General features: G+C 73.7%; 32 protein-coding genes and 1 pseudogene. 16 read left to right on the forward strand and 17 right to left on the reverse strand.

From position 1 onward, the window contains the following. Positions 1 to 113: 113 nt before the first annotated feature. Positions 114 to 878: a GNAT family N-acetyltransferase gene (locus ACFVU7_RS26480; protein ID WP_388047552.1), complete on the reverse strand. Its 765-nt coding sequence runs from the start codon at positions 876 to 878 to the stop codon at positions 114 to 116. A 252-nt stretch (positions 879 to 1130) separates the two neighbouring features. On the opposite strand from ACFVU7_RS26480, the gene ACFVU7_RS26485 reads away from it, so the two are divergent. Together ACFVU7_RS26485 and ACFVU7_RS26490 are read left to right on the forward strand one after the other, a co-directional pair. Continuing rightward, positions 1131 to 2219, forward strand: a complete 1089-nt coding sequence (locus tag ACFVU7_RS26485) for a hypothetical protein (protein ID WP_388047432.1) — start codon at positions 1131 to 1133, stop codon at positions 2217 to 2219. Between the two features lie 43 nt (positions 2220 to 2262). Further along, positions 2263 to 2524, forward strand: a pseudogene (locus tag ACFVU7_RS26490) (hypothetical protein); the annotation flags it as partial. 239 nt (positions 2525 to 2763) lie between these two features. On the opposite strand, the gene ACFVU7_RS26495 reads toward ACFVU7_RS26490, so the two are convergent. Genes ACFVU7_RS26495 through ACFVU7_RS26505 form a run of 3 tightly spaced genes read right to left on the reverse strand, consistent with a single transcriptional unit; the run spans position 2764 to position 4013 of the window. Further along, positions 2764 to 2949, reverse strand: a complete 186-nt coding sequence (locus ACFVU7_RS26495) for a DUF397 domain-containing protein (protein WP_388047433.1) — start codon at positions 2947 to 2949, stop codon at positions 2764 to 2766. A gap of 23 nt (positions 2950 to 2972) precedes the next feature. Further along, positions 2973 to 3158 carry a DUF397 domain-containing protein gene (locus ACFVU7_RS26500; RefSeq protein ID WP_117487962.1) on the reverse strand — a complete coding sequence of 62 codons (186 nt, stop codon included), beginning with the start codon at positions 3156 to 3158 and terminating at the stop codon, positions 2973 to 2975. A 3-nt stretch (positions 3159 to 3161) separates the two neighbouring features. Beyond that, positions 3162 to 4013 (reverse strand): helix-turn-helix domain-containing protein, encoded by an 852-nt coding sequence (locus tag ACFVU7_RS26505; protein WP_388047435.1) that lies wholly within the window; start codon positions 4011 to 4013, stop codon positions 3162 to 3164. A 229-nt stretch (positions 4014 to 4242) separates the two neighbouring features. On the opposite strand from ACFVU7_RS26505, the gene ACFVU7_RS26510 reads away from it, so the two are divergent. Genes ACFVU7_RS26510 through ACFVU7_RS26535 form a run of 6 tightly spaced genes read left to right on the forward strand, consistent with a single transcriptional unit; the run spans position 4243 to position 8031 of the window. Beyond that, complete coding sequence (locus ACFVU7_RS26510) at positions 4243 to 4611, forward strand: ATP-binding protein (RefSeq protein WP_387827418.1); 369 nt, start codon at positions 4243 to 4245, stop codon at positions 4609 to 4611. Next, on the forward strand, positions 4608 to 4871 hold the full coding sequence (locus ACFVU7_RS26515) for a hypothetical protein (RefSeq protein WP_074005068.1): 264 nt from the start codon (positions 4608 to 4610) through the stop codon (positions 4869 to 4871). The genes ACFVU7_RS26510 and ACFVU7_RS26515 overlap by 4 nt, the downstream gene beginning before the upstream one ends. A gap of 43 nt (positions 4872 to 4914) precedes the next feature. Then, complete coding sequence (locus tag ACFVU7_RS26520; RefSeq protein ID WP_049650290.1) at positions 4915 to 5301, forward strand: hypothetical protein; 387 nt, start codon at positions 4915 to 4917, stop codon at positions 5299 to 5301. Between the two features lie 43 nt (positions 5302 to 5344). Next, positions 5345 to 6166 (forward strand): class II aldolase/adducin family protein, encoded by an 822-nt coding sequence (locus ACFVU7_RS26525; RefSeq protein WP_375874743.1) that lies wholly within the window; start codon positions 5345 to 5347, stop codon positions 6164 to 6166. Between the two features lie 58 nt (positions 6167 to 6224). Beyond that, on the forward strand, positions 6225 to 7259 hold the full coding sequence (locus ACFVU7_RS26530) for a 2-dehydropantoate 2-reductase (RefSeq protein ID WP_388047437.1): 1035 nt from the start codon (positions 6225 to 6227) through the stop codon (positions 7257 to 7259). 34 nt (positions 7260 to 7293) lie between these two features. Next, on the forward strand, positions 7294 to 8031 hold the full coding sequence (locus ACFVU7_RS26535) for a hypothetical protein (protein ID WP_388047439.1): 738 nt from the start codon (positions 7294 to 7296) through the stop codon (positions 8029 to 8031). Between the two features lie 57 nt (positions 8032 to 8088). Here ACFVU7_RS26535 and ACFVU7_RS26540 read toward each other — a convergent pair whose 3' ends face one another. Next, on the reverse strand, positions 8089 to 8733 hold the full coding sequence (locus tag ACFVU7_RS26540) for a hypothetical protein (RefSeq protein WP_388047441.1): 645 nt from the start codon (positions 8731 to 8733) through the stop codon (positions 8089 to 8091). A gap of 100 nt (positions 8734 to 8833) precedes the next feature. Next, positions 8834 to 9289: a MarR family winged helix-turn-helix transcriptional regulator gene (locus tag ACFVU7_RS26545; protein WP_049650286.1), complete on the reverse strand. Its 456-nt coding sequence runs from the start codon at positions 9287 to 9289 to the stop codon at positions 8834 to 8836. A gap of 220 nt (positions 9290 to 9509) precedes the next feature. Here ACFVU7_RS26545 and ACFVU7_RS26550 point away from each other — a divergent pair, with 220 nt between their 5' ends. Next, entirely contained in the window at positions 9510 to 10991 is a 1482-nt protein-coding gene (locus tag ACFVU7_RS26550; RefSeq protein WP_388047555.1) for an MFS transporter, read from the forward strand. Positions 10992 to 11195: 204 nt separating this feature from the next. Continuing rightward, the gene (locus tag ACFVU7_RS26555) at positions 11196 to 11858 is read left to right on the forward strand and encodes a hypothetical protein (RefSeq protein WP_234348259.1); all 663 of its coding nucleotides are present in this window, start codon (positions 11196 to 11198) and stop codon (positions 11856 to 11858) included. 8 nt (positions 11859 to 11866) lie between these two features. Here ACFVU7_RS26555 and ACFVU7_RS26560 read toward each other — a convergent pair whose 3' ends face one another. Together ACFVU7_RS26560 and ACFVU7_RS26565 are read right to left on the reverse strand one after the other, a co-directional pair. After that, positions 11867 to 12703, reverse strand: coding sequence for an NAD(P)H-binding protein (locus ACFVU7_RS26560; protein ID WP_388047443.1), 837 nt, complete (start codon positions 12701 to 12703; stop codon positions 11867 to 11869). Positions 12704 to 12826: 123 nt separating this feature from the next. Beyond that, the gene (locus ACFVU7_RS26565; RefSeq protein ID WP_388047446.1) at positions 12827 to 14113 is read right to left on the reverse strand and encodes a LuxR C-terminal-related transcriptional regulator; all 1287 of its coding nucleotides are present in this window, start codon (positions 14111 to 14113) and stop codon (positions 12827 to 12829) included. A gap of 165 nt (positions 14114 to 14278) precedes the next feature. Here ACFVU7_RS26565 and ACFVU7_RS26570 point away from each other — a divergent pair, with 165 nt between their 5' ends. Next, complete coding sequence (locus ACFVU7_RS26570) at positions 14279 to 14476, forward strand: hypothetical protein (protein WP_143204680.1); 198 nt, start codon at positions 14279 to 14281, stop codon at positions 14474 to 14476. Between the two features lie 258 nt (positions 14477 to 14734). On the opposite strand, the gene ACFVU7_RS26575 is transcribed toward ACFVU7_RS26570, so the two are convergent. Further along, on the reverse strand, positions 14735 to 15772 hold the full coding sequence (locus ACFVU7_RS26575; protein WP_388047447.1) for a zinc-binding alcohol dehydrogenase family protein: 1038 nt from the start codon (positions 15770 to 15772) through the stop codon (positions 14735 to 14737). A 109-nt stretch (positions 15773 to 15881) separates the two neighbouring features. On the opposite strand from ACFVU7_RS26575, the gene ACFVU7_RS26580 reads away from it, so the two are divergent. Continuing rightward, positions 15882 to 16250 carry an ArsR/SmtB family transcription factor gene (locus tag ACFVU7_RS26580; RefSeq protein ID WP_388047449.1) on the forward strand — a complete coding sequence of 123 codons (369 nt, stop codon included), beginning with the start codon at positions 15882 to 15884 and terminating at the stop codon, positions 16248 to 16250. Between the two features lie 15 nt (positions 16251 to 16265). On the opposite strand, the gene ACFVU7_RS26585 is transcribed toward ACFVU7_RS26580, so the two are convergent. From ACFVU7_RS26585 to ACFVU7_RS26605, 5 genes are all read right to left on the reverse strand, one after another. Next, positions 16266 to 17990 (reverse strand): hypothetical protein, encoded by a 1725-nt coding sequence (locus tag ACFVU7_RS26585; protein ID WP_388047451.1) that lies wholly within the window; start codon positions 17988 to 17990, stop codon positions 16266 to 16268. Between the two features lie 206 nt (positions 17991 to 18196). Further along, positions 18197 to 18937 carry a hypothetical protein gene (locus ACFVU7_RS26590; protein WP_388047453.1) on the reverse strand — a complete coding sequence of 247 codons (741 nt, stop codon included), beginning with the start codon at positions 18935 to 18937 and terminating at the stop codon, positions 18197 to 18199. Beyond that, positions 18934 to 19647: an RNA polymerase sigma factor gene (locus tag ACFVU7_RS26595; RefSeq protein WP_388047454.1), complete on the reverse strand. Its 714-nt coding sequence runs from the start codon at positions 19645 to 19647 to the stop codon at positions 18934 to 18936. The genes ACFVU7_RS26590 and ACFVU7_RS26595 overlap by 4 nt, the downstream gene beginning before the upstream one ends. Before the next feature lie 66 nt (positions 19648 to 19713). Next, complete coding sequence (locus tag ACFVU7_RS26600; RefSeq protein WP_388047456.1) at positions 19714 to 20271, reverse strand: hypothetical protein; 558 nt, start codon at positions 20269 to 20271, stop codon at positions 19714 to 19716. Between the two features lie 149 nt (positions 20272 to 20420). Beyond that, on the reverse strand, positions 20421 to 21188 hold the full coding sequence (locus ACFVU7_RS26605) for a CDP-alcohol phosphatidyltransferase family protein (protein ID WP_388047458.1): 768 nt from the start codon (positions 21186 to 21188) through the stop codon (positions 20421 to 20423). A gap of 311 nt (positions 21189 to 21499) precedes the next feature. On the opposite strand from ACFVU7_RS26605, the gene ACFVU7_RS26610 reads away from it, so the two are divergent. Then, positions 21500 to 22075, forward strand: coding sequence for an NUDIX hydrolase (locus ACFVU7_RS26610; RefSeq protein WP_388047460.1), 576 nt, complete (start codon positions 21500 to 21502; stop codon positions 22073 to 22075). Between the two features lie 21 nt (positions 22076 to 22096). Further along, positions 22097 to 22780: an HAD family hydrolase gene (locus tag ACFVU7_RS26615; RefSeq protein ID WP_049649704.1), complete on the forward strand. Its 684-nt coding sequence runs from the start codon at positions 22097 to 22099 to the stop codon at positions 22778 to 22780. 16 nt (positions 22781 to 22796) lie between these two features. On the opposite strand, the gene ACFVU7_RS26620 is transcribed toward ACFVU7_RS26615, so the two are convergent. Further along, the gene (locus tag ACFVU7_RS26620) at positions 22797 to 23513 is read right to left on the reverse strand and encodes a YidC/Oxa1 family membrane protein insertase (protein WP_388047462.1); all 717 of its coding nucleotides are present in this window, start codon (positions 23511 to 23513) and stop codon (positions 22797 to 22799) included. Between the two features lie 123 nt (positions 23514 to 23636). After that, a complete protein-coding gene (locus tag ACFVU7_RS26625; RefSeq protein WP_234348221.1) occupies positions 23637 to 23930 on the reverse strand; it encodes a DUF6412 domain-containing protein in 294 nt (97 codons plus the stop codon). 218 nt (positions 23931 to 24148) lie between these two features. Here ACFVU7_RS26625 and ACFVU7_RS26630 point away from each other — a divergent pair, with 218 nt between their 5' ends. Further along, positions 24149 to 24433: a type II toxin-antitoxin system Phd/YefM family antitoxin gene (locus ACFVU7_RS26630; RefSeq protein WP_049649701.1), complete on the forward strand. Its 285-nt coding sequence runs from the start codon at positions 24149 to 24151 to the stop codon at positions 24431 to 24433. Continuing rightward, a complete protein-coding gene (locus tag ACFVU7_RS26635; RefSeq protein ID WP_049649700.1) occupies positions 24426 to 24848 on the forward strand; it encodes a type II toxin-antitoxin system VapC family toxin in 423 nt (140 codons plus the stop codon). The genes ACFVU7_RS26630 and ACFVU7_RS26635 overlap by 8 nt, the downstream gene beginning before the upstream one ends. Positions 24849 to 24902: 54 nt before the next feature. Here ACFVU7_RS26635 and ACFVU7_RS26640 read toward each other — a convergent pair whose 3' ends face one another. Next, positions 24903 to 25502, reverse strand: a complete 600-nt coding sequence (locus ACFVU7_RS26640) for a hypothetical protein (RefSeq protein ID WP_388047465.1) — start codon at positions 25500 to 25502, stop codon at positions 24903 to 24905. Positions 25503 to 25528 lie beyond the last annotated feature (26 nt).

Raw genomic sequence — 25528 nt, forward strand, 5'->3', positions numbered from 1 at the left:
CTGGTAGTACCGCTGACGCCTGACGAGGAATCATGTTCCTCGCGACATCAGGAATATTAGCAGTTCAGTGCCGGTGTGCCGAATCGCGGTGCCACGAGGCCGGGCGGGCAGGCTCAGGGGGCGACCGCGTACTCGGTGAACCCGCCGCAGGACTGGAATCCGAGGCGGCGGTAGACGGGCTCACCGTCGGAGGAGGCCTGGAGGACGGCGGTGCGGTAGCCCGCGTCGTAGGCCGTGCGCAGGGTGGCCAGGGTGATGGCTCCGCCGTAGCCGCGCCGGCGCTCGGAAGCGAGGGTCGCGATGTTGTAGATCCCGGCGACCCCGGCGAAGAGGAAGACCTCGGCCGAGCAGACCGGTCGCCCGGCCACGTACCCGACGAGGTAGCGGGCGGGGCAGTCGGGGGAGAGGGCGTACTCGGTCGCGTCGGCGTAGAAGCGGCGGACCGTGGCGGCCGGCGGGTCCCAGTTCGCCGCCACGATCGTCGCGTAGTCGGCGAGTTGTTCGGGAGTTGTCGCGAGGCGGATGTCCAGGTCGTCGGCGGACGGCTCCGGCGGGGCGGTGTGCAGGTCCAGGCACATCCCGGTCTCGGTCTCGGAGGCCTGGAGGCCGGCGGTGGAGAGGAGGGTGGGGAGATCTGGGGGAGTGGTGGCGGGGCCGACCCACCAGGAGAAGGGGCGGCCGGTCGCGGTGAGCGTCCGGACGGTCTCCGCGAGCCGGGCGGGGGCGGTGCCGGCGGTGAAGCGTGCCGCCGCAACGATGTTGAAGGTGTCGTCGTCGAGCCCGCTGTCGGCGACGACGAGGTCGGCGGTTTCGGTGACGGTCGCGTGCTCCAGGCGGCGGTGCAGGTGGCAGGCGTGCTCGGCGAGGTTCCGCTCCATGCTGACGGGCAGGTCGGAATCGTCGGGAGCGGTTGGTCGCGTCTGGTCCATGCCCGCCACGATGTCAGTCGGGGGAGGAGATGCCGAGTGATTAACTGATCGTTTCGGAATGACTTCGAAGGTGCCGGAGGCAGACGATGCTGCAGGCCAGGCCGCCGATCCGCTGCTGCACCTGGTGTCACAGGTCATCGCTAGGTTGGTGTTCCTTGCAGGCCGATTGTGCCGGTGACCGGACGCAGCACGGGGGTTGGGATGGGTGTCGGAGTCGGAGGCCGGGCGAGCTGGCTACTGGAGCCGCTGGTGGGGGTGGGGCCGCTGCGGTTCGGGATGTCGCCTGAACAGGTAAACGTGGCGCTGGGCGAGGATGCTCCGGCCGGTGTCCTCAGCGGCGCTCTGCGGTCGTGGAGCTGGTACCGCCGGCATGGAGTGAGCGCGATCTTCGGACCGCGGGAGCAACTGGTGGCCGTGGGGATCAATGCGAATAGCGGGCCGCTGGTGCTGTTGGAGGGCGTGGTGCTGGTCGGCCGGGCGCCTTCCGAGGTGCGCGCGGACATCAGCCGCCTGGCGCTGCGGTGCGGGGTGAAGGAGGTGCCGAACGCCGAAGGGGAGCAGGACGTGCCGGCGTGGGGTGTCTCGGTGGGTGCGGTCCAGCAGTGGCTGCCGGATGCCGAGGGCTTCCGGCGACAGCGGCTGGATGCCATGGTCACCGACCTGCTGGTGACCGGGCCCGGCCTGGCCGAGAACCCGTACGGCGACAGGACCGTGGCGAGTTGGCGTAGCAACTTCCGGCGCCCCGACCCCGAACCGGGGCCGTGGACAGTACGGCCCGAGCGGGAGCGGCCGCAGTGGGAGTGTGTGCCGCTGGAGCGGGTGGGGCCGCTTCGGTTCGAGATGACGCCGGAGCAGGTGTCGGCTGCCCTGGGCGGGGAGACGGCTTCTTCGCGCGGCATCTACCATCCCTTCCCCGCAGGCACCCCTTGGGCGACCCAGGGTGACCCTGAGGAGGAGCGACTGGTGGAGGAGCGATTCGAGGCCGCCGGCGTCCGCGCGCACTACTCGGGGTGGGAGCAAGGCCGCGGCCCGCTCCTTGTCGCGGTCACCGCCCTTGGGCGATCCGGCCCCCAGATCCTCCTCGACGGCATCCCGCTCGTCGGCCGGCCGGTCACCGCCGTCGAAGCCGACATCGTCAGGTACATCGCGGACAACGACCTCGGCCTGCGGCTTCCCGTCAGCGGGGACATGGAGATCTACGGCCTCGGCGTGTTCGTGCGTGCCGCCCGTGTCGGTGACGCCGCCATCAGCGAGGCCCGGCTCGGGGCAGAGCAGTGGTACGAGGAGTGATCCTGCCCCTGCTGACCGCTTCAGCATGAGTTGAGCTGCCCTCTTGTACTCGGCGGTCTCGGTCGGCAGGGTACCCGGGGTGCGTGTTGCTCCCGTCCCGGATGACTTGTGGGAGCGGGTGGCTCCGCTGCTGCCGCCCGCTCCCGGACGACGCCATCGACCGAGGCCAGCGTGTGGCCCCGCTTGCACGCCGCACTGCTGACCGAACTGCACCGCGCGGACCTGGCTCCAAGCGCCATGTGATCGTGGACCGTCGCGGCATCCCGATCGCCGTGACGTTCACCAAGTGCCGGGGGGGAATGCGGAAGGGTCCGGCACCTGTGTGGTGCCGGACCCTTCCGGTGATGGAGCGCCAGGCCCGGGTTGCACGGACTCTTCCTACTGAAAGTAGGACGTGCTCTGGTAGCACCGCTGACGCCTGACGAGGGCTCATGTCCCTCGCGCTGAAAGAAATATTAGCAGCTCAGTGCCCGTGCGCCGAATCGGGGCCGCCGGGGCACCGGCCGGAGGGTGGAACGGGCCGGCCGGTGCGGCGGGGGAGGCGTCAGACGTCGAACTCGCCCGCGCGGATGGCGGAGACGAGGTCACGCCATTCGTCGGGGGTGAGTTGGGCGACGGCGTCGGGCAGGAGGCTGCTGCGGACGTAGACGGCGTCGGGAGCTACGGCAACTTCGGGGCAGTTGTTCGCGTTGGGGCATGACGTGGGCCGCGTCCAGGCGAGGTTCTTCATCGAACTCCCTCCGTAGTCGGGTGCTACAGGTCGAACTCGCCCGCGCGGATGGCGGAGACGAGGTCGCGCCATTCGTCGGGGGTGAGCTGGGCGATGGCGTCGGGCAGGAGGCTGCTGCGGACGTAGACGGCGTCGGGGGCTATGGACACCTCCGGGCAGGAGTTGCCGTCCGGGCAGGCCTCAGGACGCTTCCAGTGAAGGTTTTCCATGGCTCAGAGCTCTTTCTTGATTAGCCTGATGGCATCGCGAGACTGGCTCTCGGTCAGGGACCGCTCAGTCATCACGTCGATAATGTGTCGGTAGTTTTCCAGGTGCTTCTGCTCGTGCAGGAACGCGGGGCCGCCAACCGCATCGAGCTGAACGGTGTCCAGGCGGGGGACTGGGCCTCTCGCGTAGCAGATCCCCTGACCTGCACCCATGAAGCCGTTGGTGCTGAAGCTGATCACCCGGAGTGTCACATGGGGCAGTTCCGAGTACTCGAGCAGCTGGTCCAGCTGTCGCCTTGCGGCATCGCGGCCGCCGAAGAGCATGCGAAGAGCGGCTTCGTGGACCAACGCCGAGTACGGCTCGGCTCCGTCTCGAATCAAGACTGCCGCACGTTGCACTCGGTGTTCAACGCGCGCTTCAAGCAGGCGCGGTGAAAGCGGAGGGTAGACGTCTTTGAAGATCGCCCGCCCGTACTCCTCCGTCTGCATAACGCCGGGAACGTGCGAGACCTGGTACGAGCGAGAACCCTTGGAGAAGTACTCCATCTCCGCAATGTCGAGGAAGCCGACTGGCACGGAGCCGCGAAATTCCTCCCACCAGCCTCTGTGGCGCTCCTCGGCCATGGCGCCAAGCGCCTCGATGTAAGCGGCGTCGCTCTCCTGGAAGTCGCAGGCGAGCATCCTCACGCGCTCGGCGCTGATCGGGTACTGCGCCTTCTCGATCTGTGTGATCTTCGTGCGAGAGAACCCAAACAGCGCGGCAGCCTGGGCCGTTGTGCGTCCCGCGCAGTCGCGCATCTTCCGCAGCTCGATGCCGACTCGTTCCTGCCGGGCAGAAGGGGTGATTCCTGGTGGCATGCCCCAAGCATCCATCGCGATCCCGCGAGGGGTCCAGCAATCCATCGATCGAGTGAAGGATTGGGTAGAAGTGCCGGTACATGTGCCACACGTGCCCTACAGTCGGTGACGCACCGACCACCGATGCGGGCGTCAGTAACGCTGCCTCGCACCGCAGAGCACCCATGCCCGGACTGGCTCACGGTGACAGCTCGCTCGGTTCATCCTTCCATCCCCCCTGGGAGAAACTGTGCGTAACATCAACTCCCCCTCCCTCACCCTCTCCCGCGACGCCCTCCGCGACGGCATGGCCAGCGCCGGCTGGCCGCCCTCCCTCATCGCGGACGCCGAGCTCGCCATGGTCGAACTCATCGTCAACGCCTGGCGCCACGGCGAGACGACCTCCCCGGTCATCCTCATCGACCACCGCGTCGACACCCTCCGCGTCGCCGTCTCCGACCGCAGTCCACTCCCCCCGACCCTGGGCCCCCACGCCCTCCTCTCCGAGACCGGCCGGGGCCTCCAGCTCGTCGCCGGCCTTACCCACCGCTGGGGTGTCGACCCCCAGCACCTCGGCAAAACCGTCTGGTTTGAGCTGCGGCAGGACGGTGCCGCGTGAGCGCCCACCACCCGATCCACCCCGCCGACCCGGCCCTGCTCCACCTCACCTCGCGCCAGGTCACCGAACTCATCGTGGAACTCCGCACCGAGGGCCGTGAGTTCGGCCTCCTCTGGCCGTCCGCCATCCCCGGTGACATCAACCTCCACGGCCGCCGCCTGGTCGACATCGGCAACGTTCCGGCCAGCACTCTGATCAACCTCCTCGCGCTCATGCGCGAGTACAAGCGCAACCGCGACGTCCGCCATCGGCTGGAGTGACGACACCTTCCCGGGAACAGTCCCGCTCTGTGATCCTGTTCGCATGCTGCTCCCCGACGTCGCCTCGCAGACCGTCCTCATCGAAGTGGTCCGGATCGCGGATCCGAGGAGCGCCTACGGCTCGGACTCCGTCACCGGCGAGGTCCTCACCGTCTGGGATTCCGAGCACCTCCGGCAGGCCCTCGACCTGATGGGCGAGCTGCCGGAGGGCGAACTGCGCCGCTGTTTCGCGCCCGGGTACGGGATCCGGGCGCACGGCCCCGGCGGGCTCCTCTTCGAGGTCTCCTTCTGCTTCAGCTGCCACGGCGTCTGGCTCGCCGGCCCCGGGGTGCCGTCCGACCTCCACGGCATGCAGGCCTTCGACGCAGACAGCCCGCCCGCCCGCGAACTGCTCCACCGCTTCCGTACGTCCGCCGGAAATCCGGCGTGACACCTCACCTCTGACCTGACCGACCGCACCCCGAGGAGCCGCCATGCCCGTACCGCAGCAGCCCGCCGACCCGTACGCGGCGATCGGCGTCGTGGGCCCCGCCCCCGAAGGGGTCACCCTGCCGCTGCCGCCGGTGTTCGACTCGGTGGAGGAGGAGCGCCGGTACCGCAAGGAGCAACTCGCCGCGGGCTTCCGCCTGTTCGGGCGGTTCGGCTTCTCGGAGGGCGTCGCCGGGCACATCACCGTCCGCGACCCGGAGCACCCGGACCGGTTCTGGGTGAACCCGTTCGGCATGAGCTTCAGCCAGATCAAGGCCTCCGACCTGATCCTGGTCGACCACGAGGGCACCCTGCTGCACGGCACCCGCCCGGTGAACCGGGCCGCCTTCGCCATCCACTCCCAGGTGCACGCCGCCCGCCCCGACGCGGTCGCCGCCGCCCACTCGCACTCGCTCCACGGCAAGGCCTTCTCCAGCCTCGGCATCCCGCTCGCCCCGCTGACCCAGGACGCCTGCGCCTTCTTCGAGGACCACGGCCTGTACAGCGACTACCGGGGCGTCGTGACCGACACCGAGGAGGGCAAGAGGGTTGCCGCCGCGCTCGGCAGTCACAAGGCCGTCATCCTGCAGAACCACGGCCTGCTGACCGTCGGCCAGTCCGTGGCCGAGGCGGTCTGGTGGTTCGTCACCATGGAGCGCTCCTGCCAGGCGCAGCTGCTCGCGATGGCGGCCGGCACCCCCAAGCCGATCGACCGGGAGACCGCGCTGATCACCCGGGGCCAGGTCGGGACCCCGCTGGCCGGCTGGTTCCAGGCCCGCCCGCTGTGGGACCAGATCACCGCCTCCGACCCCGACCTCTTCGACTGACGGTCCCCGCCTTCCCCGTCCGCCTTCCCCGTCCGCCCACCCCTCGGAGAAGCCCCCCGTGCCCGCCACCCCCGCCCAACGCAGGCTCCGGATCGCCGTGTTCGGCGCCGGCTCCATCGGCTGCCACCTCGGCGGCATGCTCGCCGCGACCGCCGACGTCACCCTGATCGGGCGGCCGGCGGCGATGGCGGCGATCGACGCGGCCGGGCTGACCCTCACCGGCCCGGGCGGGGCCCGCCGCGAGGTACGGGGCCTGACCGCCGCCACCGACCCGGCGGCCGTGGCCGGCGCCGACCACGTCCTGGTCACCGTGAAGTCCGCCGACACCGCGACCGCCGCCCGCGAACTCGCCCCGCACCTCGGCCCGGACGCGGTGGTGGTGAGCTTCCAGAACGGCCTGCGCAACGCCGGGGCGCTCGCGGCCGCGCTGCCCGCCCACCGGGTGCTGGCCGGCATGGTCCCGTACAACGTGGTGCGGACCGGGTCCGCCGCCGTCCACCAGGGCAGCGGCGGGTCGCTGATGCTGGCGGCGGGGGAGGGGGCCGCCGCCCTCGCCGGGGCGGCCCGGGCGAGCGGGCTCCGGCTGGACCTGCGGCCGGACATGCCGGCCGTCCAGGCGGCCAAGCTGCTGCTGAACCTCAACAACGCCGTCAACGCGCTCTCCGGGCTTCCGCTGCGCGAGCAGGTCGGGCAGCGGGCGTACCGGCGGTGCGTGGCGCGCTGCCAGCGGGAGGCGCTGGCGGCGTTCCGGGCCGCCGGGGTCGCACCGGCGCGGCTCGGCCCGGTGCCGCCGGGGCTGATGCCCTGGGTGCTCGGCCTGCCCGACGCCCTGTTCCAGCGGCTGGCCGGGGCGAGCCTGCGGATCGACGCCACCGCCCGCTCCTCGATGTGGGAGGACCTCCAGCGCGGCCGCCCCACCGAGATCGACTCGCTCCAGGGCGAGATCGTCGCCCTCGCCGAACGCCACGGCCTCACCGCCCCCGCCAACGCCCGCCTGATCACCCTCGTCCGCCGGGCCGAGGCCGCCGCCCCCGCCGCCACCCCCGCCTGGACCGGCCCCGCCCTCCTCGCCCAACTCCCCCCGGCCCGCTGACGGGTGGCGCCCGTCGGCCTGGTTGGATCGCCGCATGACGGACTGGTCACGCCTCCACCACGCCTACGGCTCCGCCGAGGACGTACCCGCCCTGCTGGACCGGATCGCGGCGGAGCCCAGCGCCGAACTCTGGAACGACCTGTGGTCGGCCCTGTGCCACCAGGGCAGCGTCTACCCGGCCAGCTTCGCGGCACTGCCCTGGCTGGCCGACCTGGCCGCGCGCGGGGACCGGGACCAGGCGGTCAACGCCGTGGTGCTGGCGGGCGCGATCACGGCCGGCGCCGACCAGCTGCACGAGGCGGGCGACGTCCGCGCGGAGCACGCGGCGGAGATCGCCGGGCTGCTGGAAGCCGCGAACCGGTACCTGCGGACCGCCACGGACCGCGGAGAGTACGTCCACCTCCTGGAAGCCGTGTTGGGCTTCGAAGGCGTCGCGGGGTGGAGCGAGGACCTGGCCTGGGGGCTCGGGAGCGAGGAGTACGAGGTCTCCTGCCCGGGCTGCGGGGCGGGCCTGTTCATCGTCTTCGGCGAACGCGGCCACTTCTCCACCGGCGAGGACTACGCGCTCACCGACGGGGACATCGAGACCCGGCCCCTGCGGCCGGCCGACCCCGCGGACCTGGACGGCATCGGGCGGCGCCTCCACGACCTCGCGCTCGCCGACGGACAGCGCGAGGTCGCGCACGCGCTGACCCACGTGTTCGGCGGTGCGACGTGCCCCGACTGCGGGACCGACTTCCCGGTCGCCGACCGGATCCGCGCCGACGGCTGAGCCGGCTGCCGAGCTGCGACCGCCGGGCGGCGGGCGGCGCTTGCGGGCGGGCGCCGCTCAGTAGTCGAACCAGACCACCAGCCGGACGTTGTCGTCGCCGTGCTGCGAGGCGAGGGCCTCCATGACCGTCCAGACCGGCTTCCACTCGCCGTCCTCGCGGACGGCGTCGCGGCGGTCCATCCGCTCGGAGCGGTAGACGACGTCGTCGACCACCCACTCGCTGCCCTCGGGCCAGGTCCGCACCTCGCCCGGCTCCGACCCCGGTCCCGGTGTCGGCACCGGTTCGGGAATGCCGAGGGTCTCGCCGAAGCGCCGGTTCCAGGCGCTCTTGCCGACGAGCGTGAGCCCGTCGGGGGTCCGCCGGTACTCGTGGAGCCGGCTGTCGGGTGCCTCCGCCGCCTCGGCCCAGTCCACGGCCCTCACCTCGGCCCAGGTGATCCAGGTGGTGCCGTAGAAGGTGGTCCCGTAGGTGTCCACCGCCGCCCGCACGGTCTGCGAGGCGTCCGGCGGCAGTCCGCGATCGGCGGCCAGCGGGCGGAAGTTGGCGTGGTTGCGGACCCCGAAGAGGCAGCCGAAGGCGTCGTAGTTCCTGGTGGTGTTGAGGAGGTCGAGGGCGACGGCGGCCTGCCAGGCCGGCTTCCCGTCCTCGTCGCGCGGGAACCATGCCCGGCACTCGATGAATCCGTTGATGTCCGTTCCCATGCCGGGCATTCTCCAGGCCGCCCCGCGCGAGAAGTCGGCCCCGCCGACTTCCCGTGCGCTCCCCTGCCGGGCCGACGTCCCGCGCGGCGCCCGCGTCGGCTCAGTCGCGCGGCCAGGGGCGGCCGTCGAGCCGCTCGATGCCGGTGTTGAAGCGGCGCAGGAAGCCGGCGAAGGAGGCGATGTCCTCCTCCGGCCAGTCCGTCATCACGAGGTTCAGCGCCCGTACGTGCGCCTCGCGTTCCGCGTCCAGCCGGCGGCGGCCCTCCTCGGTGAGGCGGAACTTGCGGGCGATGCCGCCGTCCGGGTCCGGGATGCGTTCGAGCAGTCCCGCGCTCTTCAGGGCCGCCGTCTGCCGGTTGAGGGTGGAGACGTCCAGGGCGAAGGCGTCGCTCAGCTGGCCGATGGACATCGGCCCTTCGGCGTCGACCCGGCTGAGCAGGATGTAGGCGCTGCGTTCGAGCTGGCTGCCCTCGGGGCGGGCGTTGACCTGGCTGAGGTCGCGGTGCCGGGCGAACACCAGGAACTCGAGGGCGACCTCGTGCGTGGGGCTGGTCATGTCGAAGTCCCTTCATCACCGCTTCGACCTGCGGGTTCTCCGTGGATCACCCTTCAGTATGCCAGAGGCATGCGCGGCACACATGATGTGCATCGCGCACATCCTGTGTAAGCTGACCGTCTTGTGTTTCATGCACATCGTGTGTTTTGTGCATGTTTCCGCTCTCGAACGCTCTTCGAACGTTCTTCGACTGCTCTTCGACCGCCCGAGGAGGCCCGTCATCAACGGCCCCGCCCCCACCCCCCGCACCGGTCCGATCGTGGCGGTGCTCGCCTTCACCGGCACCGTCGCCGCGATCATGCAGACCCTGGTCACCCCGCTGATCAGCCAGCTCCCGCAACTCCTGCACACCACCGCGTCCAACGCCTCCTGGGTCATCACCGCGACCCTGCTCTCCGCCGCCGTCTTCGTCCCGATCAGCGGCCGCCTCGGCGACCTCCTCGGCAAGCGGACGATGCTCATCGCCTCCTGCGTCCCGCTGCTGCTCGGCTCGGTGCTGTGCGCGGTGGCCGACTCCGTGGTGCCGATGATCGCCGGACGGGCCCTGCAGGGCATGGGCATGGGCCTGGTGCCGATCGGCATCAGCCTGCTGCGCGACGTGCTGCCGCCCGAGCGGCTCGGCTCGGCGATCGCCCTGGTCAGCGCCTCCATGGGGATCGGCGGCGGCCTCGGCCTGCCGATCGCGGCCGGCGTCGCCGACTACGCCAGCTGGCGCGTGCTGTTCTGGGGCACCGCCGTACTGGCCGTCGTCATCATCGGCCTGCTCTGGGTCATCATCCCGGCCCCGGCCGCTTCCGCTTCCTCGGACGGCCGCCCCGCCACCGGCGGGCGCTTCGACTACGTCGGCGCGATCGGCCTCAGCGTCGGCCTGGTCTGCCTGCTGCTGCCCGTCTCCAAGGGCGGCGACTGGGGCTGGGGCAGCACCCGGACCCTCGGCCTGTTCACCGCCTCCGCCGCGATCCTGCTGCTCTGGGCCCGCTGGGAGCTGCGCGTCACCGAGCCGCTGGTGGACCTGCGGGTCACCGCGCGCCCCCGGGTGCTGCTGACCAACGCCGCCTCCGTCCTGGTCGGCTTCGGCATGTACGCCCAGGCGCTGATCGTGCCGCAGCTGCTCCAGCTGCCGGAGGCCACCGGTTACGGGCTCGGGCAGTCGATGCTGGCGATGGGCCTGTGGATGGCGCCCGGCGGGCTGATGATGATGGTCGTCTCCCCGTTCGGCGGCAAGCTGTCGGCCGCGCGCGGACCGAAGTTCACCCTGGTCGCCGGGGCGCTGACGATCGCCGTCGGGTACGGGCTGGCGCTGCCGCTGATGGGCTCCACCTGGGGCGTGCTGATCGTGACGATCGTCTGCAACAGCGGCGTGGGCCTGGCCTACGGCGCGATGCCCGCGCTGATCATGAGCGCGGTGCCGCTGACCGCGACGGCCTCGGCGAACAGCTTCAACACCCTGATGCGCTCGCTGGGCACCTCGGTGTCCGCCGCCGTGATGGGCGTGGTGCTGTCGCAGATGACCGTCACCCTGGGCGGCCACACCCTGCCCTCGGAGGGCGGCTTCCGGGTCGGCCTGGTGATCGGCTGCGGCGTCGCGCTGATCGCGGCCGCCGTCGCCGCCGTCATCCCCGCGCCGCCCGCGTCCCGGCTGCGCTCCGTTCCCGTGCCGGCGGGGGCCGGCGCCGAGGAGGCGGACCAGGCCAAGGCCTGAGCTCCGCCGGTCCTCGAAGCCCCGCCCCGGGCGCGCCGTGCTCGCGCGCCCGGGGCGGTTCGTCTTTCCCGAGTCCGCCGTTCCGCCGGGGGCCCGGGCCACTCGGACGGGTCAGGAGCTGTCGCTGTGGAGCGGGATGTTGCCAAGCATGGGGACGTACGGGCCCCTCGGCCGCCGAACACCGACCAGGAGAGGGATCCCTCGGTGCGTGAACTCCACAGTCCCCCCAGCCACCGCCGACCGGGCCGGAGGTGGACGCCGCAGCGGACGGTCGCGCTGATCGTGGCGGCCTCCGGCGTCGCCGTGCTCGCGGCCTGCAGCAGCAGCTCCTCGGGCACGGCGGCCGGCTCGGCGACGGCCACCCCGCCCAACGCGGGCGCCTTCTCCGGCGAGCCGCCCTCCGCCGTCGCCTCCGCCGCCGAGTCGCTGCTGGCCTCGGCGTCCGCGGCCATCGCCTCGGCCTCGGAGGCCTCCGCGGCGTCCGTCGCCTCCAAGGCCGCGGCGGCCTCCGCCTTCGAGGCCTCCGTCTCGGCGCAGCAGGTGACGACCAGGGAGAAGGCCGCCTCGGTGCTCAGCGGGGAGCCGGACGGCGGCAACGCGGTGAACGACGTCGCGATCACCGGCATCAACCGGCAGAACACCGGCGGCCTGCACGCCGTGGTCGTCACGATCCGCAACCGGGGGCTCGAAGCGGCCTCCTACGCCGTCCAGGTCGACTTCACCGACACCAGCGGCAAGACCGTGGACAGCGCCGTCGTCGGCGCCGAGAACGTCCCGGCGAACGGCACGGCCGAGCCCGTCGCCTTCAGCAGGCAGCCGGCCGACCGGACGCTGCTGCCGGTGGTGGTCAAGGCCGTCCGGTACTGACCCCCGGCCTAGCGGAAGTCCGCCGCGTGGTCCCGCACCCAGCTGCGGACATCGCGCGGCGGACGCCCGAGCACCTCCCGCACGGTGCCGGTCACCCGCTCCGGCTCCCGGGTGAACGACTCCCAGGCGCGCAGCCGGGCCGCCACGAACGCGGCGTTGCCCCAGGCCGCCGTCAGCTCCTCGCGGGCCGTCTCCGGCGGCAGCTCCTCCCACCGCACCGCGACGCCCAGCTCCTCGCCGATGATCCCGGCCGGCTCGGCGTGCGAGAGCGACTCCGGGCCGGTGAGCACGTACGCGGCGCGGCCGTGCCCGTCCTCGGTGAGCGCCCGCACCGCGACGTCCGCGATGTCCCGCTCGTGCACCAGTGATCGCCGCGCCCGCCCGTACGGCCGGCGGACCACGCGCTCCCGCGCCTGGTCGGCCCAGGCCGGCAGGTTGCCCGCGAAGTCGATCGCCCGGACGAAGGTCCACTCCAGGCCCGAGCGCCGGATCAGCCGCTCGATCTCCTGGTGGAAGACGACGGCCGGCTCGTCGTCGGCGAGGTCCGCCACGTCCGTCGACAGGTAGACGACCCGCCGGGCGTGCCGGGCGATCAGCTCCACCACCCGGGGCCGCACGGGCAGCCCGGGCCACATCAGGTAGACCGCCTCCACCCCGCCGGCCAGCGCCGGCTCCAGGCTCTCGGGCCGGGGCAGGTCGCCCTGGACGGCCTCGACGCCCGCCGGGAGCCGGGATGCCGCCTCGTCCCGCACCAACGCCCTTACCTCGTGGCCGCCTTCGACCAGCGAGGCCACAACGTGCCTGCCCACACTGCCGGTTGCGCCGATCACCAGAACCTTGGTCATGCCCGCCCCCGACACCGGTGCGCCCGGGGCTATGCCCGGGCGGCTACCAGCCCGACTCCACCAGCCCGACTCCACCGGCCCGGTTCGCGGGCGCATCCCGGGTTACGTCACGCCGCCGGGGGGTTACGTGACGCCGTCCGCGCGTTCCCGCTGCCGGGTGCGGTAGGCGCGGGAGCGGCAGCGGGGCGAGCAGTAGCGGGGCGGGCGGCCGCCGGGGCGCGGGCCGGCGGGGGAGGGGGCGGGGGCCGTCAGCGGGCCGCCGCAGGCGGGGCAGGCCGGGGCCGGTTCGGGCTCCTCGTCGGGGGCCGGGGCGTCCGGGACCGGGTGCGAGGTCAGGCCCAGCCGTTCGGCGACCACGCCGGCCTGGAAGCGGCTGTGCGCGCCGAGGCCGTCCAGCAGGTCCGAGACGTGGCGGCGGCAGGTGCGCAGGGAGATGCCGAGGCGGCGGGCGATGGACTCGTCCTTGAGGCCCTTCGCGAGCAGCACCAGGATGCTCTGCTTCATCGTCTTGGTGACGTCGTGCGCGGCCTGCGGGCCGCTGGCGAACGGGGCCGCGTTCTCCCAGTCCCGTTCGAAGACCGTCAGCAGGTAGGAGAGCAGGTCGGGCTCGCGGATGATGAGCGCGCCGCCGGAGCTGGCGGGCAGCAGGGCCAGCGAGCCGTCCACGATGATCAGTTGTGGCAGCACCTCCGGCAGCGTCCGGATCTCGGCGCCGACCTCGATGAGCTGCTCGGCGTGCACCCGGGTGGGCTGGTCGAAGCGGGTCGCGTGCTGGTAGAGGCTGCGCATCCGGACGCCCCGGTCGAGCAGCGCCAGGTCGCGCGGCAGCGCCTCGCGCAGGGCGGCCGGGGAGAACGAACCGCCGTGCTTGGAGACCAGCACCTCGCTGCGGCAGGAGTCGATCACGTCGGCGAGCAGCGAGCGCACCGCGAACTTGTCCGGCAGGCGGTCGATGGTGCCCTGGGGGAAGGCGTGCTGACGGGCCTGGAGGTAGACGGGCACCAGCGCCGCGAGGCCGTCGCGCTGCTGCTGGACGATCCGCCGCTGCTCGCGCAGGGCCTCCTCTCGGGCGCGCAGGGCGGTGTCGCGGGCGGAGAGCAGCTGGGCGGTGGCGGCCTGGGGGCTGACGGGCTGCCAGGCGACCGGGGGCGCGTCCGTACGGTTCCCGTCCGTACGGCGGTCGTCGGGGAACAGTTCCTGGAGGAGGCAGGCCCCGGTGAGCTGCCGGACGGCCGCCTCGCACTCCGGCAGGGTCAGGTCGGTCTCCGACGCCGCCTGCGCGAGGGTCGCCGGGGTGAGGCGCTCGTGCACCACCGTCCACCGGTAGAGCGTGACGGCCGCGCTGTCGAGCGCGGGCACGTCGGCGGTCGGGTCGGGGACGGTCGGGTCGGGGCCGGTCACGGGGTGCATCGCATGCCTCCTAAAGCTGCCAGGCAGGCTCATGATCCCCTGCGGGGGATGCCGTGGCCATCCGCCGCCTGGCAGGGTGACGAGCACGGACCGGGCGATGCGGCAGGAACTGCGGAAACGCCCGGAACGTGTGGAACCGTCCCCGAAGTGATGGGAGTTGTCGTCATGCGAGGAATCGTGACGCGGACACTGGCCGTGGTCGCGCTGGGTGCCGCCGCCTGGTTGGGCGGGGTGGCTCCGGCCGGCGCCTCCGTGTTCGACGGCGCGACGCTGACGGAACCCGGCGGCGTGCACGACGGCCACCACTGCGTCCAGACGACGGCCTGGGGCGACGCCTGGTGCCCGGGCAAGCCGCTGAGCTGACGCGTCGTCGCCGGCGACTCCCGTCCCCTCCTCATCGAAAGGGAAGTCCTGTCATGCACATGGCTCTGAAGCGTTCCGTCCGTACCGCGCCCACCGCCACCGGCCGGGCCGGCTCCGCGCCCTCCGCCCCCTCCGCCGGGGCCTCCGCCGGGTCCGCGAGCTGATCCGCCCGGCGAAGTGACGTAGCGCGCCCTGCACGGGAAGTCGGCGGAGTCGACTTCCCGTGCAGGGCGCGTTGCCGTACCCGCGGGTGCGGGATCAACCGCCGACGCGCACCACGTACTTGCCGGTCGCCCGGCCCTCCTGCATGGCGTCGTGGGCGGCCGGGACGGCGTCGAGGCCGGGCAGTTCGGTGACCGGCAGGTCCAGGCCGCCGTCGGCGAGGAGGCGGAGGACCCGGCGGACGGCGCGGGCCAGCCGCTCGGGGGCGGTGGCGGCCAGGCCGCGGTGGCTGAAGCCGGTGACGGTCAGGTTGCCCGCCATCAGGCGGCCGAGCGGGGGCAGGTCGGCGACGGCGCCGCCGCCCGCGTTGCCGAACAGCACGATCCGCGCGCCGGGTGCCGCCACGGCGAGGTCGAGGTCGAGGGCGGCGGTGCCCAGCGGGTCGAGCACCAGGTCGACGCCCCGGCCGCCGGTGGCGGCGCGGATCGCCTCGGCCGGTCCGCCGCCGCTGCTTCCGTCGGTGCCAGGTCCATCGGCGCCCGGTCCGTCGGCCGCGCCGCGGGCGAAGACGTGGTCGTAGCCGGAGGCGAGCGCCGCCGCGGCCTTCTCCGGCCGGCCGACCGTGCCGATCAGCCGGCCGCCGCCGAGCAGCGGGACGAGCCGGGCGACGGCGTTGCCGATCCCGCCGCCCGCCGAGTGGACCAGGACGGTGTCCCCGGCGGTGAAGCGGCCCGCGTCGGTCAGCAGCAGCATCGAGGTGGCCAGGCCCAGCGGGACGGCGGCGGCCTCGCGCAGCGCCACCCCGTCCGGGAGCGGCACGGTGAGCGCGGCCTCCGCGACCACCACCTCGGCCAGCCCGGCGCCGACCGGCGCGGCGACCACCCGGTCGCCCACCGCCAGGCCGGTGACCCCGGCGCCGAGCTCGCGGACCGTACCGGACACCTCCTTGCCGGGCCGGTACGGCCACTCGGCGGCGTACGCGGCGTCGCCGCGGCGGGTCATCACGTCCACGAAGTTCAGTCCGGCGTGGGCGACGTCGACCGCCACCTGGCCCGGTCCGGGGTGCGGCACCGGGACCTCCCGGACCTCCGAGTTCTCCGCTCCACCGGGTGCGGTCATCACCAGCGCACGCATGTCGGGCCCCCTCGACTACGATGTTCGACGAACGACGAAATTGGCGCGGGACAGTGGTACCACGCCATTTCCATGGATGTCGAACATCGCAGATCAGGGAGGTCGACCCATGCCCCGCAGCACCCGCCGACGACCGGCGCTCGCCCACCCCGCGGCCGAGGAGATCGACCTCTTCGACGTCCTGCACGCGCTCTCCGACCCCACCCGGATGACCATCGTCCGCGTTCTGCGCACCGAGCCCGAACGGGCCTGCGGCACCTTCCCGGTGGACGTCGCGCCCTCCACCCTGAGCCACCACTTCAAGGTGCTGCGCGAGTCCGGCCTGATCGTCCAGCGCGAGGAGGCCAACCGGCGCTTCTCCGCCCTGCGCACCGTCGACCTGGAGCAGCGCTTCCCCGGGCTGCTCGACACCGTCCTCGCCGCCCACGCCGCCGCCGCCCACGCCGCCGCCGTCGCCCACGCCGGTACGGCGGGTTAGGCGACACCGGAGCGCTCAACGCCGGTGCCAGACCGCCCAGTTCTGCCGGGCGTCGAAGCGCTCGACGTACCAGTCGGCGGGGTGGCCCGGCCAGTACGCCTCCGGCGGCCTCCCCTCCCCGGGCAGCGGGAGGACCATCACGTTCGCCTCCGCCGGGACGGGCTGCCAGCGGGGGTCGCGGGACCAGACCCGCCCCCGGTAGACCTCGAAGGTCTGGGCGGCGCGCAGCGACCAGTCGACGTCCCAGGCGAACACCACGTTGTCGTCCGCCGTGATCCCGGCGGCGCGGGTGAAGCCGGTCGCCAGGCCCTCGCGGCCCTCCGCGTGCGGCCGGGCGACCTGTGCGGTGATCGTCGTGGTGGCGAAGGCGGCGAACAGCGCCAGCGAGACGCCGAGCGCCCCGAGCACCCGGTGGCCCCCGGCGTGGCGGACCAGGACCGCCGCACCGAGCAGGACCAGCACGGCGGCGCAGGTGCGGGGCAGGTCGATCCGGCCCCAGTCCGCGGCCAGGAACGAGACGTCGGGCAGGGTCCAGGGGATGAACATCGACGTCCGCAGCCGCTCGCCGGCCGCCAGCGCCACGACCCCGGCGAGCAGCAGGACGAGTCCGGCCGCGATCGTCGCCGTCCGGACCAGCGCGCGGCGACCGTACCGCGCGAGCACCGCGACGAAGGCCGACGGGACGAGGTAGGAGGTGTACCGGGCGTACACCCAGTCGTCGACCCGGCCGTCCAGCGGCAGGGCGGCGGCGGAGGCCACGGCCGTGCCGAGCAGCAGGGCCACCAGCACGCCGCCGGTGGTCCGCAGGGCGGGCGGCCGGCGGCGGTCGAACACCGCGCACAGGCAGGCGACGACGGCGAGCCCGCCGACGCCCCAGGTGGAGACGGTGAAGTACCAGATCTGACCGGCCGCCCGGGCGAGGGTCTGCACGGCGGCGCCCGGATCGGTCAGGCCCTTCCAGAGCGAGCCGCCGACGTCGCTGTCCGGGACGGTGAACCGCGCGTGCAGCCAGGCCGACAGCAGCTCGGCGCCGAGCACGCCGAGGCCGAGCGCCGCGAGCCCGGCCGCCGTGGCGCGCCACGGCGCCCGGCGCAGCAGCAGGACGCCGAGCAGGACGGCGGCGGTCAGCGCCACCACCACGCCGCCGCGGTCGTGCACCGCCATCGCGTAGCCCGCCGACGCCCCCGCCCCGACGGCGTGCCAGGTGCGGCGCCGCGGCGGGCCGTCGGCGAGCCAGCCGTGCAGGCAGAGCAGCCAGGCGAGCACCAGGACGGGCAGGACGGCGTCGGTCAGCACGAACTGCGAGTAGAAGACCACCGGCGGCAGCAGCGCGGTCGCGGCGGCGAAGGCGTACGAGAGGCGGCGGTCCAGGCCGAGGCGGCGCAGCGCGACGTGGGCGAGCGGGAAGACCAGGGCGTTGACGGCGGCGTTGACGCCCATGACCAGGTGGTAGGCGGTCGTCGGGTCGTCGGCCAGGCGCAGCGCGGGGGAGATCAGCAGGGGGTAGCCGCCGGGGATGACCACGCCGACCGGGATCTCGGTCGCCGAGCCGCCGGCCAGCACCCGGGCCTCGGCGAGGTAGGAGTCCTCGTCGGGGTGGACGGACGGGAAGTCCATGGACCGGACGAGGACGAGACGGAACAGCAGCTCGGCCAGGTAGCCGACGAGCAGCACGACGGCGGGCCGGGTGGCGGCGGTCCGGACGACGGCGGCGCGGACGGTGGCGGCTGTGGCACGCACGGCGGTTCGGGCGGTGCTTCGGGCGGTGCTTCGACCGGTGGCGAGCGGAGTCGGGTCGGGCCGGGTCGGGTTCGGCCGGGTCGTGGTGCGGGGTGGCATGGGCGCGCCCCCTTCTGTCGACTGTCGGACGACTGTATATGTCGTTGGACTGCATATGTAGTCCGACTGGTTCCACGGAAGGGGGGGTGCCTACGGGCCGGGCCGGGTCATTTCGCCGGCGGGGTCGGGTACAGGCTCGCCAGCGGGTTGACGTACTCCTTGGCCGGCATGCAGGAAGGGCCCGGGGACTTCATCAGTCCGGCCTGCATCTCGCGGGAGCTGTTGGCCGGCGAAGTCCTGGCCAGCGGCAGGTAGATGAAGATCTCCGTGCCCGCCGGGAGCCGACGGGGGTGGACGGTCAGCACGAGCGGCTCCCCGGGCCCGTGCTCGATGTCCCACCCGGCGGTGAGGTCCACGTGGGAGGGCTGCTTCGGCTCGCGGGCCTTGCAGCCCGGCTCGCCGGGGTAGACCCGGGCGCGGATCCCGAACCGGTCGATGTCGCGCTGCAACTGGTCCACGTCCACCGGCTTGTAGTCCTCGAGGATGGTCAGCCGGACCACCTCCTCCTCACTCTCCAGGGTGTACGCGACACCGCTGCTGCTGCCCAGCGACCGTCCGCTGTCGTCGCCGCCGGGGGTGGAGCCGTCGGTGCCGGTGGTGAGCAGGACCCCGGCCAGCGCGGCGGCCAGCCCCAGCGGGAGGGCGGCGCCCAGGAGCAGGCCGCGCCGACGGGTGGTGCGCCGAGGGGTGTCGGGGGTGCCGTCCGGGTCGGTGATGCTGTCCAACAGGTGCTCCTTGAGCAGGAGGTGGCGGCTCCGGGGGAGGACCGGAGCGGCCGGGGCCGGCAGCAGCCGGGCCAGCTCCTCCCGATCGGCCTGTTCGGACCGGTGCCGGGGGGTGGCGCTCATCGGATCGTCTCCTTGGTCGGCCGGACCGCGGGGGTGCGGTCACCTGGTACCTGTCCGGTGCTGCCCGGGCGTTGCGAGGTCTCCGCCGCCCGGTGGCCGGCCTGGTGGCCCGCCGGCGGCGCGCCCCGCTGCTCCGCCCGCGCCGAACGCGCCGCGGCCAGCTCCCGCTCGGTCAGCTCCCGCAGCCGGGCGCGGGCACGCGAGAGCCGGGAGCGGACCGTACCCACCGGGCGGCCGAGCGCCTCGGCGACGGCCGCGTGGTCCAGCCCCTCCCACACGTACAGCGCGAAGACCTCCCGCTCGGCCGGCCGCAGCCGCTCCAACGCGGCCTTCGCGGCGGCCAGTTCCTCGGCGTCGGCGATCCGGCCCGCCAGCTCGCCGGAGAAGTCCGGCACCACCTCGCGCGGCGGCAGCTTGGCCATCGCCTTCTGGTGCCGGCGGGCCGCCCGGCGGGTGTTGCGGATGACGTTCCCGGCGATGCCCAGCAGCCACGGCGCCAGGCTCTCCGCGCCGTCCTCCCGCTCGGGGGCGATCCGGGCGCGCAGCCGCCAGGCCTCCAGGAAGGTCAGCGAGACCACGTCCTCGGCGACGGTCCGGTCCCCGGTCATCCGTACGGCGTGCCGGTACACCGCCCGGGCGTGATCCTCGAAGACCTGCCCGAACGCCTCGGCGTCCCCGGCGCGGATCCGCGCCCGTATCGATTGCTCCACACCCGGTCCTGTCCGGCGGGCCCCGGGCGCTGCCGTGATTCGCGTCACATGCCTGCCGACTGTGCTTCAGGCCGCCCGAGGGAGCGTCATCACCACCGATGGCGCCCGGTGGCGGCGGTGGTACGACACGGTGACGGCCGCCAGCAGCGGCGCCCAGGCGACGGTCGGCAGGTAGAGGAAGCCGACCAGGGTGTGGCCGAGCGGGGTCATGCCCGTACCCGGCAGGGCCCACCAGCCGACGAACGGCGTCCACAGCGGGGCCAGGCCGACGGCGCCGAGCGAGGCCGCGAGCACCACCGCACGCGGGCGGACCGGGCGGCCGCCGAGGAACGGCACCCAGCGCGGCGGCACCGTGCCCCACGGGCGGACCAGCCCGATCGTGAGCAGCGCCAGCGCCTCGGTGAACAGGCTCAGGAAGACCGGCCACACCGCGCCCCACCCGGTGAGGCCCATCGCCCGGTAGCCCGCCTCCGTGTACCCGCCGTGCCAGCCCGCCACCAGCCCGAGCCGCCACAGCCCGGCCGGCAGCGCGGTGACGGCGGCGAGGTGGGCGGCGCGCACGGCCCAACGGGGCGCGGCGGGAACGGCGGTGGAGGCGGCGGCAGCGGGCCGGGGCGTCGTCATGCCCCCACCCTTCCGCGCGGCCCCGGCCCGCCGCGTCCCCCCGGCGGCGGGCCCGGCGCCGGGGGCTCCCCCGGGCGGGGGAGGGGCGCCTCGGCCCCCGGGAGCAGGGCGCCTCGCCCCGTCACCCGGTGGCCGGGGCGCCGCCCGGATCAGCGCAGCCGCGAGGAGGACAGGATCGACGCCAGGTGCGCGACCACCATGCCCCAGGTGATCGCCGTGATGCCCGCGAGCGTCCACCGGGTGGCGTCCAGGTTCCCGAGCCCGGCGTCCACCGCGGCCGCCGCCAGCAGCACCAGCGAGGCCTCGATGCCGTTCGTCACCCGGTGGATCTTGAACAGCGAGGCGACCTTGCGGGCCGTCGCGATGCCCTGGGAACGCGGCTGCGTCGACTCCTCGGTCGCCGGCAGCTGCCCGCTGCGGGCGCGGGCCACGTCCACCAGGTCCGTCGAGGCCTTGAGCAGCACCACGCCCAGCGCGGCCGCCAGACCTGCCGACACCCACAGCTCCGACCCGCCGCGCGCCGCCCGGACACCCGCACCGATCATCAGCGCGGCGTCCGCCAGATAGGCGCCGAGCCGGTCCACGTACACCCCGGCCATGCTGAACTGGCGCTTCCAGCGCGCCACTTCGCCGTCCACGCAGTCGAACAGCAGGAACAGCTGGAACAGCACGACGGCCAGCACCGCACCGGCCGGGCCCGGGATCAGCAGGGCCGCGCCGCCGCCGACCCCGCACACCACCATCACCCAGGTGAGGGTGTTCGGCGACACCGAGGTGCGCACCAGCTGCCGGGTGGTCCGCAGCGAGATCCGCCGCATGTACATCCGGCCCGCCCAGTGCTCGCCGTTGCGGCTCTGAAGCTTGGCCTGCGGCTGGCACACCTCGCGCAGCTCGGCGAGCGCCGGAGCAGCCACCATGACGACATCCCTCCACCTGTCCCGAAAACGATCACCACAGGCTACGGCCTCCGGGGGAACGCCCGGACCAGGCGGCATGCCGCCGGAGGTACGGGAGGTGTCCGTCGTCGGAACGTCCGGTGCTCAATTCGCGCGCGAGCGTCGCGGACGTCCGCCGGAGCGCCCGCGGTGAAAACCGGTGGGCCGCCCGAGCGCCCCCGGGCTAGGCTGCGCGGGTTCGCCGGAACCCGAAGCCCCGGGCCCGACTGCCCGCCCCCGCACGCCGGTTGACGCGGTCCGCGGTCCCGGCGCGGAACGAGGAGCGCAGACCCATGGTGACCACGGGCGGCCCGTCCCAGAGCCCCGACCCGGCCCGACTGCTGGCCGACCACCGTCCGCGCGGCCCGGTGGAGACCGCCGACCACGAGCGCGCCCGCCGCCTCCTCGGCGTCGCCGACGCCTGGAACAGGGGCACCTTCCCGCTGCACTTCACCGCCTCCGCGCTGATCGTCCACCCGCCCACCCGCCGCGTCCTGCTGCGCTGGCACGTCCGCCAGCAGGCCTGGCTGCACGTCGGCGGCCACGGCGACCCGGGCGAGACCCTCCCGCTGGACATCGCCCTGCGCGAGGGTCTGGAGGAGACCGGCCTGACCGACCTCGCCCCCTGGCCCGGCCCCGCCCTCGTCCACCTCGCCGTGGTGCCCGTCCCCGCCTCGCCCGCCGAACCCGCCCACGAGCACGCCGACCTGCGCTTCCTGCTGGCCACCGCCACCCCGGAGCAGGCCCGGCCGGAGAACCCGGCGTCCCCGCTGGAGTGGCTCACCGTCGAGGAGGCCAAGCGGCGGACCACCGAGGACAACCTCCGTGAGACCCTCGACCGCGCGGCCCGCCTGCTGCCGTCCGCCTGACCCCCCTTGGAGAGCGACCGGATGCACACCGACCAGACCCTGATCTTCGACGCCGACGACACGCTCTGGGAGAACAACGTCCTCTTCGAGCGGGTCATCGACGGCTTCCTGGACTGGGTCGCCGCCCCGCAGGAGCAGCAGCGCACCCGGGCCCTGCTGAACGAGATCGAGGCCGTCAACTCCGCCACCCTCGGCTACGGCGCCACCGTCTTCCGGCAGAGCCTCGCCGACTGCCTCCAGCGGCTCAACGACCGCACCCCCACGGCCGCCGAGCAGGCCCGGATCGACGACCTGCTCACCCCGCTGACCAGCCGCGACGTCGAACTGATCGCCGGCGTCGCCGACACCCTGGCCGCCCTCGCCGACCGCCACCAGCTGCTCCTGCTCACCAAGGGCGACCAGGGCGAACAGCAGCGCAAGGTGACGGCGTCCACCATCGACCACCACTTCCGCGGCGTCCACATCGTCGCCGAGAAGTCGGTCGACACCTACCGGCAGCTCACCGCCGACCTCGGCCTCGACCCGGGCCGGACCTGGATGATCGGCAACTCGCCCAAGTCCGACATCGCCCCCGCCCGCCGGGCCGGCCTGCGCACCGTCTTCATCCCGCACGAGCACACCTGGGTGCTGGAGCACGCGGAACTCGGCCCGGACGAGGCGACGCTGCGGCTCGGGGCCTTCCCCGAGCTGCTGCGCCACTTCTGACGGCCCCTCCGGGCCCTCAGCCCATCATCGCGGCCGCCGGCACCGGCGTCCCGTCCCGGTACAGCCAGGCCCGCTCGGCGGCCGACCAGACGCCGGTCGTCAGCAGGTAGAGCACGGCGGCCACCGGGACCAGCGCCGCGAACAGCACCGACCCGAACGACAGGTACGGCAGCAGTCCCGCCCCCGGCTGCGGGGCGGGCTGCGCCGTCGCCGCTGTAGCCGCCGCCGCCGCGGCAGTGCGCCGGGCCCGGCGGAAGTTGACGACCCCGACCGCCGCCAGCCCGGCGAACAGCACCCCGAACACCGCCCACTGCCCGGCACCCTGCGCGCCCGTGACGTGCAGACCCAGCGGCACCCCGAACAGGGTGTGGTCCAGCAGGTCGTTCGGAGTGGTGAACAGGCGGTACATCACCGAGAAGAACGGGATCTGCACCAGCACCGGCAGGCACCCCGCGAACGGCGACACCTGCTCCTTCCGGTACATCTCGGCCAGCGCCTCCCGCAGCCGCTCCGGGCGGTCCCTGTGCTTCCTCTGCAACGCGGCGACCTTCGGCGCCAGCCGCGCCCTGGCCCTCTCCCCGCGCGCCGCCGCCCGCGCCAGCGGGTGCAGCGCCAGGCGGACGGCGACGGTGAACAGGACGATGGCCAAGGCGGTCGGCACCAGGTGGGCGACGGCGGCGACGACGGCGTGCGCCACGGCGACGGCAGGGTCGAGAACAGCGAGTACGGACATGGTGGAGCGAGCCCTCCGGGGTCTCAGGACATGAGTGATCGGCGGAGGACGGCCACGGGGAACGCCTGGAAGAACGTCCGGCAGGAACGATCGGAAGAACGCCTGGAAGGACGTCGGACGGAACTACGCGGCCGCCGGGGCCGCTCCCGGCGCCCTGGGGCGTCGCCTGCCCCGGGCGTCCGGATCACGCTGCGGAAGGAACGCCGTACCGAACGCCCGGCGCCGCAGCACCCCGCTGCGCACCGCCGCCGGCGCCCGCGCCCCGAGGAGCCGTGCCCCGGCCAGCGCCCCGGCGACCGCCCCGGCCACCAGTGCCACGGCCGCGACGGCGGCCACCGACGCCAGCGTCCCGCTGTCGGCCACCAGCTCCCCGGTCAGCACCCGGAGCAGGCCCAGCAGCATCGCCACAACGGCCACGACGCGCTCCCCCTCCCGGTGTCCCATCGGCTTCCTGACGTACCAGCAGGACGATCCTACGAGCCCCCGGGTTCCCGCCTGTGTCGGGGAAGTGCCCCACGGCGCTCCCATCTGGTCCCGCCCGATTTCGTTCGTACCCGAAGGTCCCCTCCTCGGAGCGGCGAAAAGCGGTCGTCCGGGGTGTAGCCGCCGGGGCTACACGGGGCTACCGTGGAGAGGTGAAGACGATTACCCAGCGGGAGTTCCGGAACAACTCCGCCGCCGTGATGGACGCGGTGGAGGCGGGGGAGACGTTCCACATCACCAGGAACGGGGTCGAGGTCGCGGAGCTGCGGCCGGTGCCCGGGCGTCGGCGGCTCACGGCGGAGGAGCTGGTGGCCCGGCACGTGAAGCTGCCGCGCGTGGACTACCAGCAGATGCGCAAGGAGGCCGAGGAGGACTTCGGCCCCGAGGAGCTGGTGGGCGACGACGGCGACGACCCGTTCGAGCGGCGGCGTGGCTGAGCGCCGCAGAGCACCTCGGCGGCGGCCGGCCGGGGTGCTGGACACCTGCGTCTACATCGACCTGGCGCTGCTCAGCCCCTCCGACCTGCCGGCCGTGCCCGAGCTGACCGCGATCACCTTCGCCGAACTGCAGCAGGGCGTGTCGATGGCCCGCGACCCGGCCAGCCGGGCCGCCCGGCTGGAGGTGCTGGGCGCGGCGATGGCGGACTTCGACCCGCTGCCCTTCGACGCGGCCGCCGCCGCCCGCTACGGGACGCTGGTCACCCTCACCATCGCCGCCGGACGGCAGCCGCGCCCGCGCCGGATCGACCTGATGATCGCCGCGGTCGCCTCGGCCCACGGGCTGCCGCTGTACACCCGCAACGTGGCGGACTTCCGGGGGCTGGGCTCCGCGGTGGAGGTCATCGGGGTGTGAGGGCCGGGCGGGGGCGATGGTCGGGGGGGCCCGAGGGCCGGGCGGGAGCGGCGGTCAGGGGGCGCCGAGGGCGGCGGCCCCGTCCCGCTCGACCCGGTCGGCCAGGGCGGCCGCGGCCTTCAGGGCCTCCGCCCGGTTCCGGGTGCGCAGCAGGACGGTGTTGCCCCCGCGCTTGCCCCGGTCGCCGCCCGCCTTGGCGGCGACGGCCCAGCGCGGTCGGCGGAGCAGGGCGAGGACCAGCCAGTGGAGTCCGAAGTTCAGCCCCAGGACGGCGGCGATGGGGACGAGCAGGAGGACCCCCTCGCCGTCGGCTTCGCCGCCGACGTGCCGCATGGGGTCGTAGGCGTGCAGGGGCCTGTGCGTGGCCCCGAGGCGGCCGAGCCACACCACCGCGATCCGTACGGGGCGGCGGTCGGGCCCGGTCACGTCGACGTAGCCGATCGACCCGTCCCGCTCGCCGCGGGCCCAGGCCGTCCGCTCCCTCGTGGTCGACAGGCTCTCCTGGAGCTCGCGGTCCTCGGCCTCCCGGGCCTTCCGGCGCTGCTCGAACTCCTCCGACCAGGCCTTCTCGCGCTTCTTCTGCTCGGTGGACCACGCCTGTTCGCGCTCACGCCGCTCGTCGGCGGTGACCCGCCGTTCCCCCCGGTTGCTCATGGCGGCCATCGTAGGAGGCTAGGTCA

Origin of the sequence: Kitasatospora sp. NPDC058046 (genome assembly GCF_042885595.1) — a bacterium.
Classification (GTDB): Bacteria; Actinomycetota; Actinomycetes; order Streptomycetales; family Streptomycetaceae; genus Kitasatospora.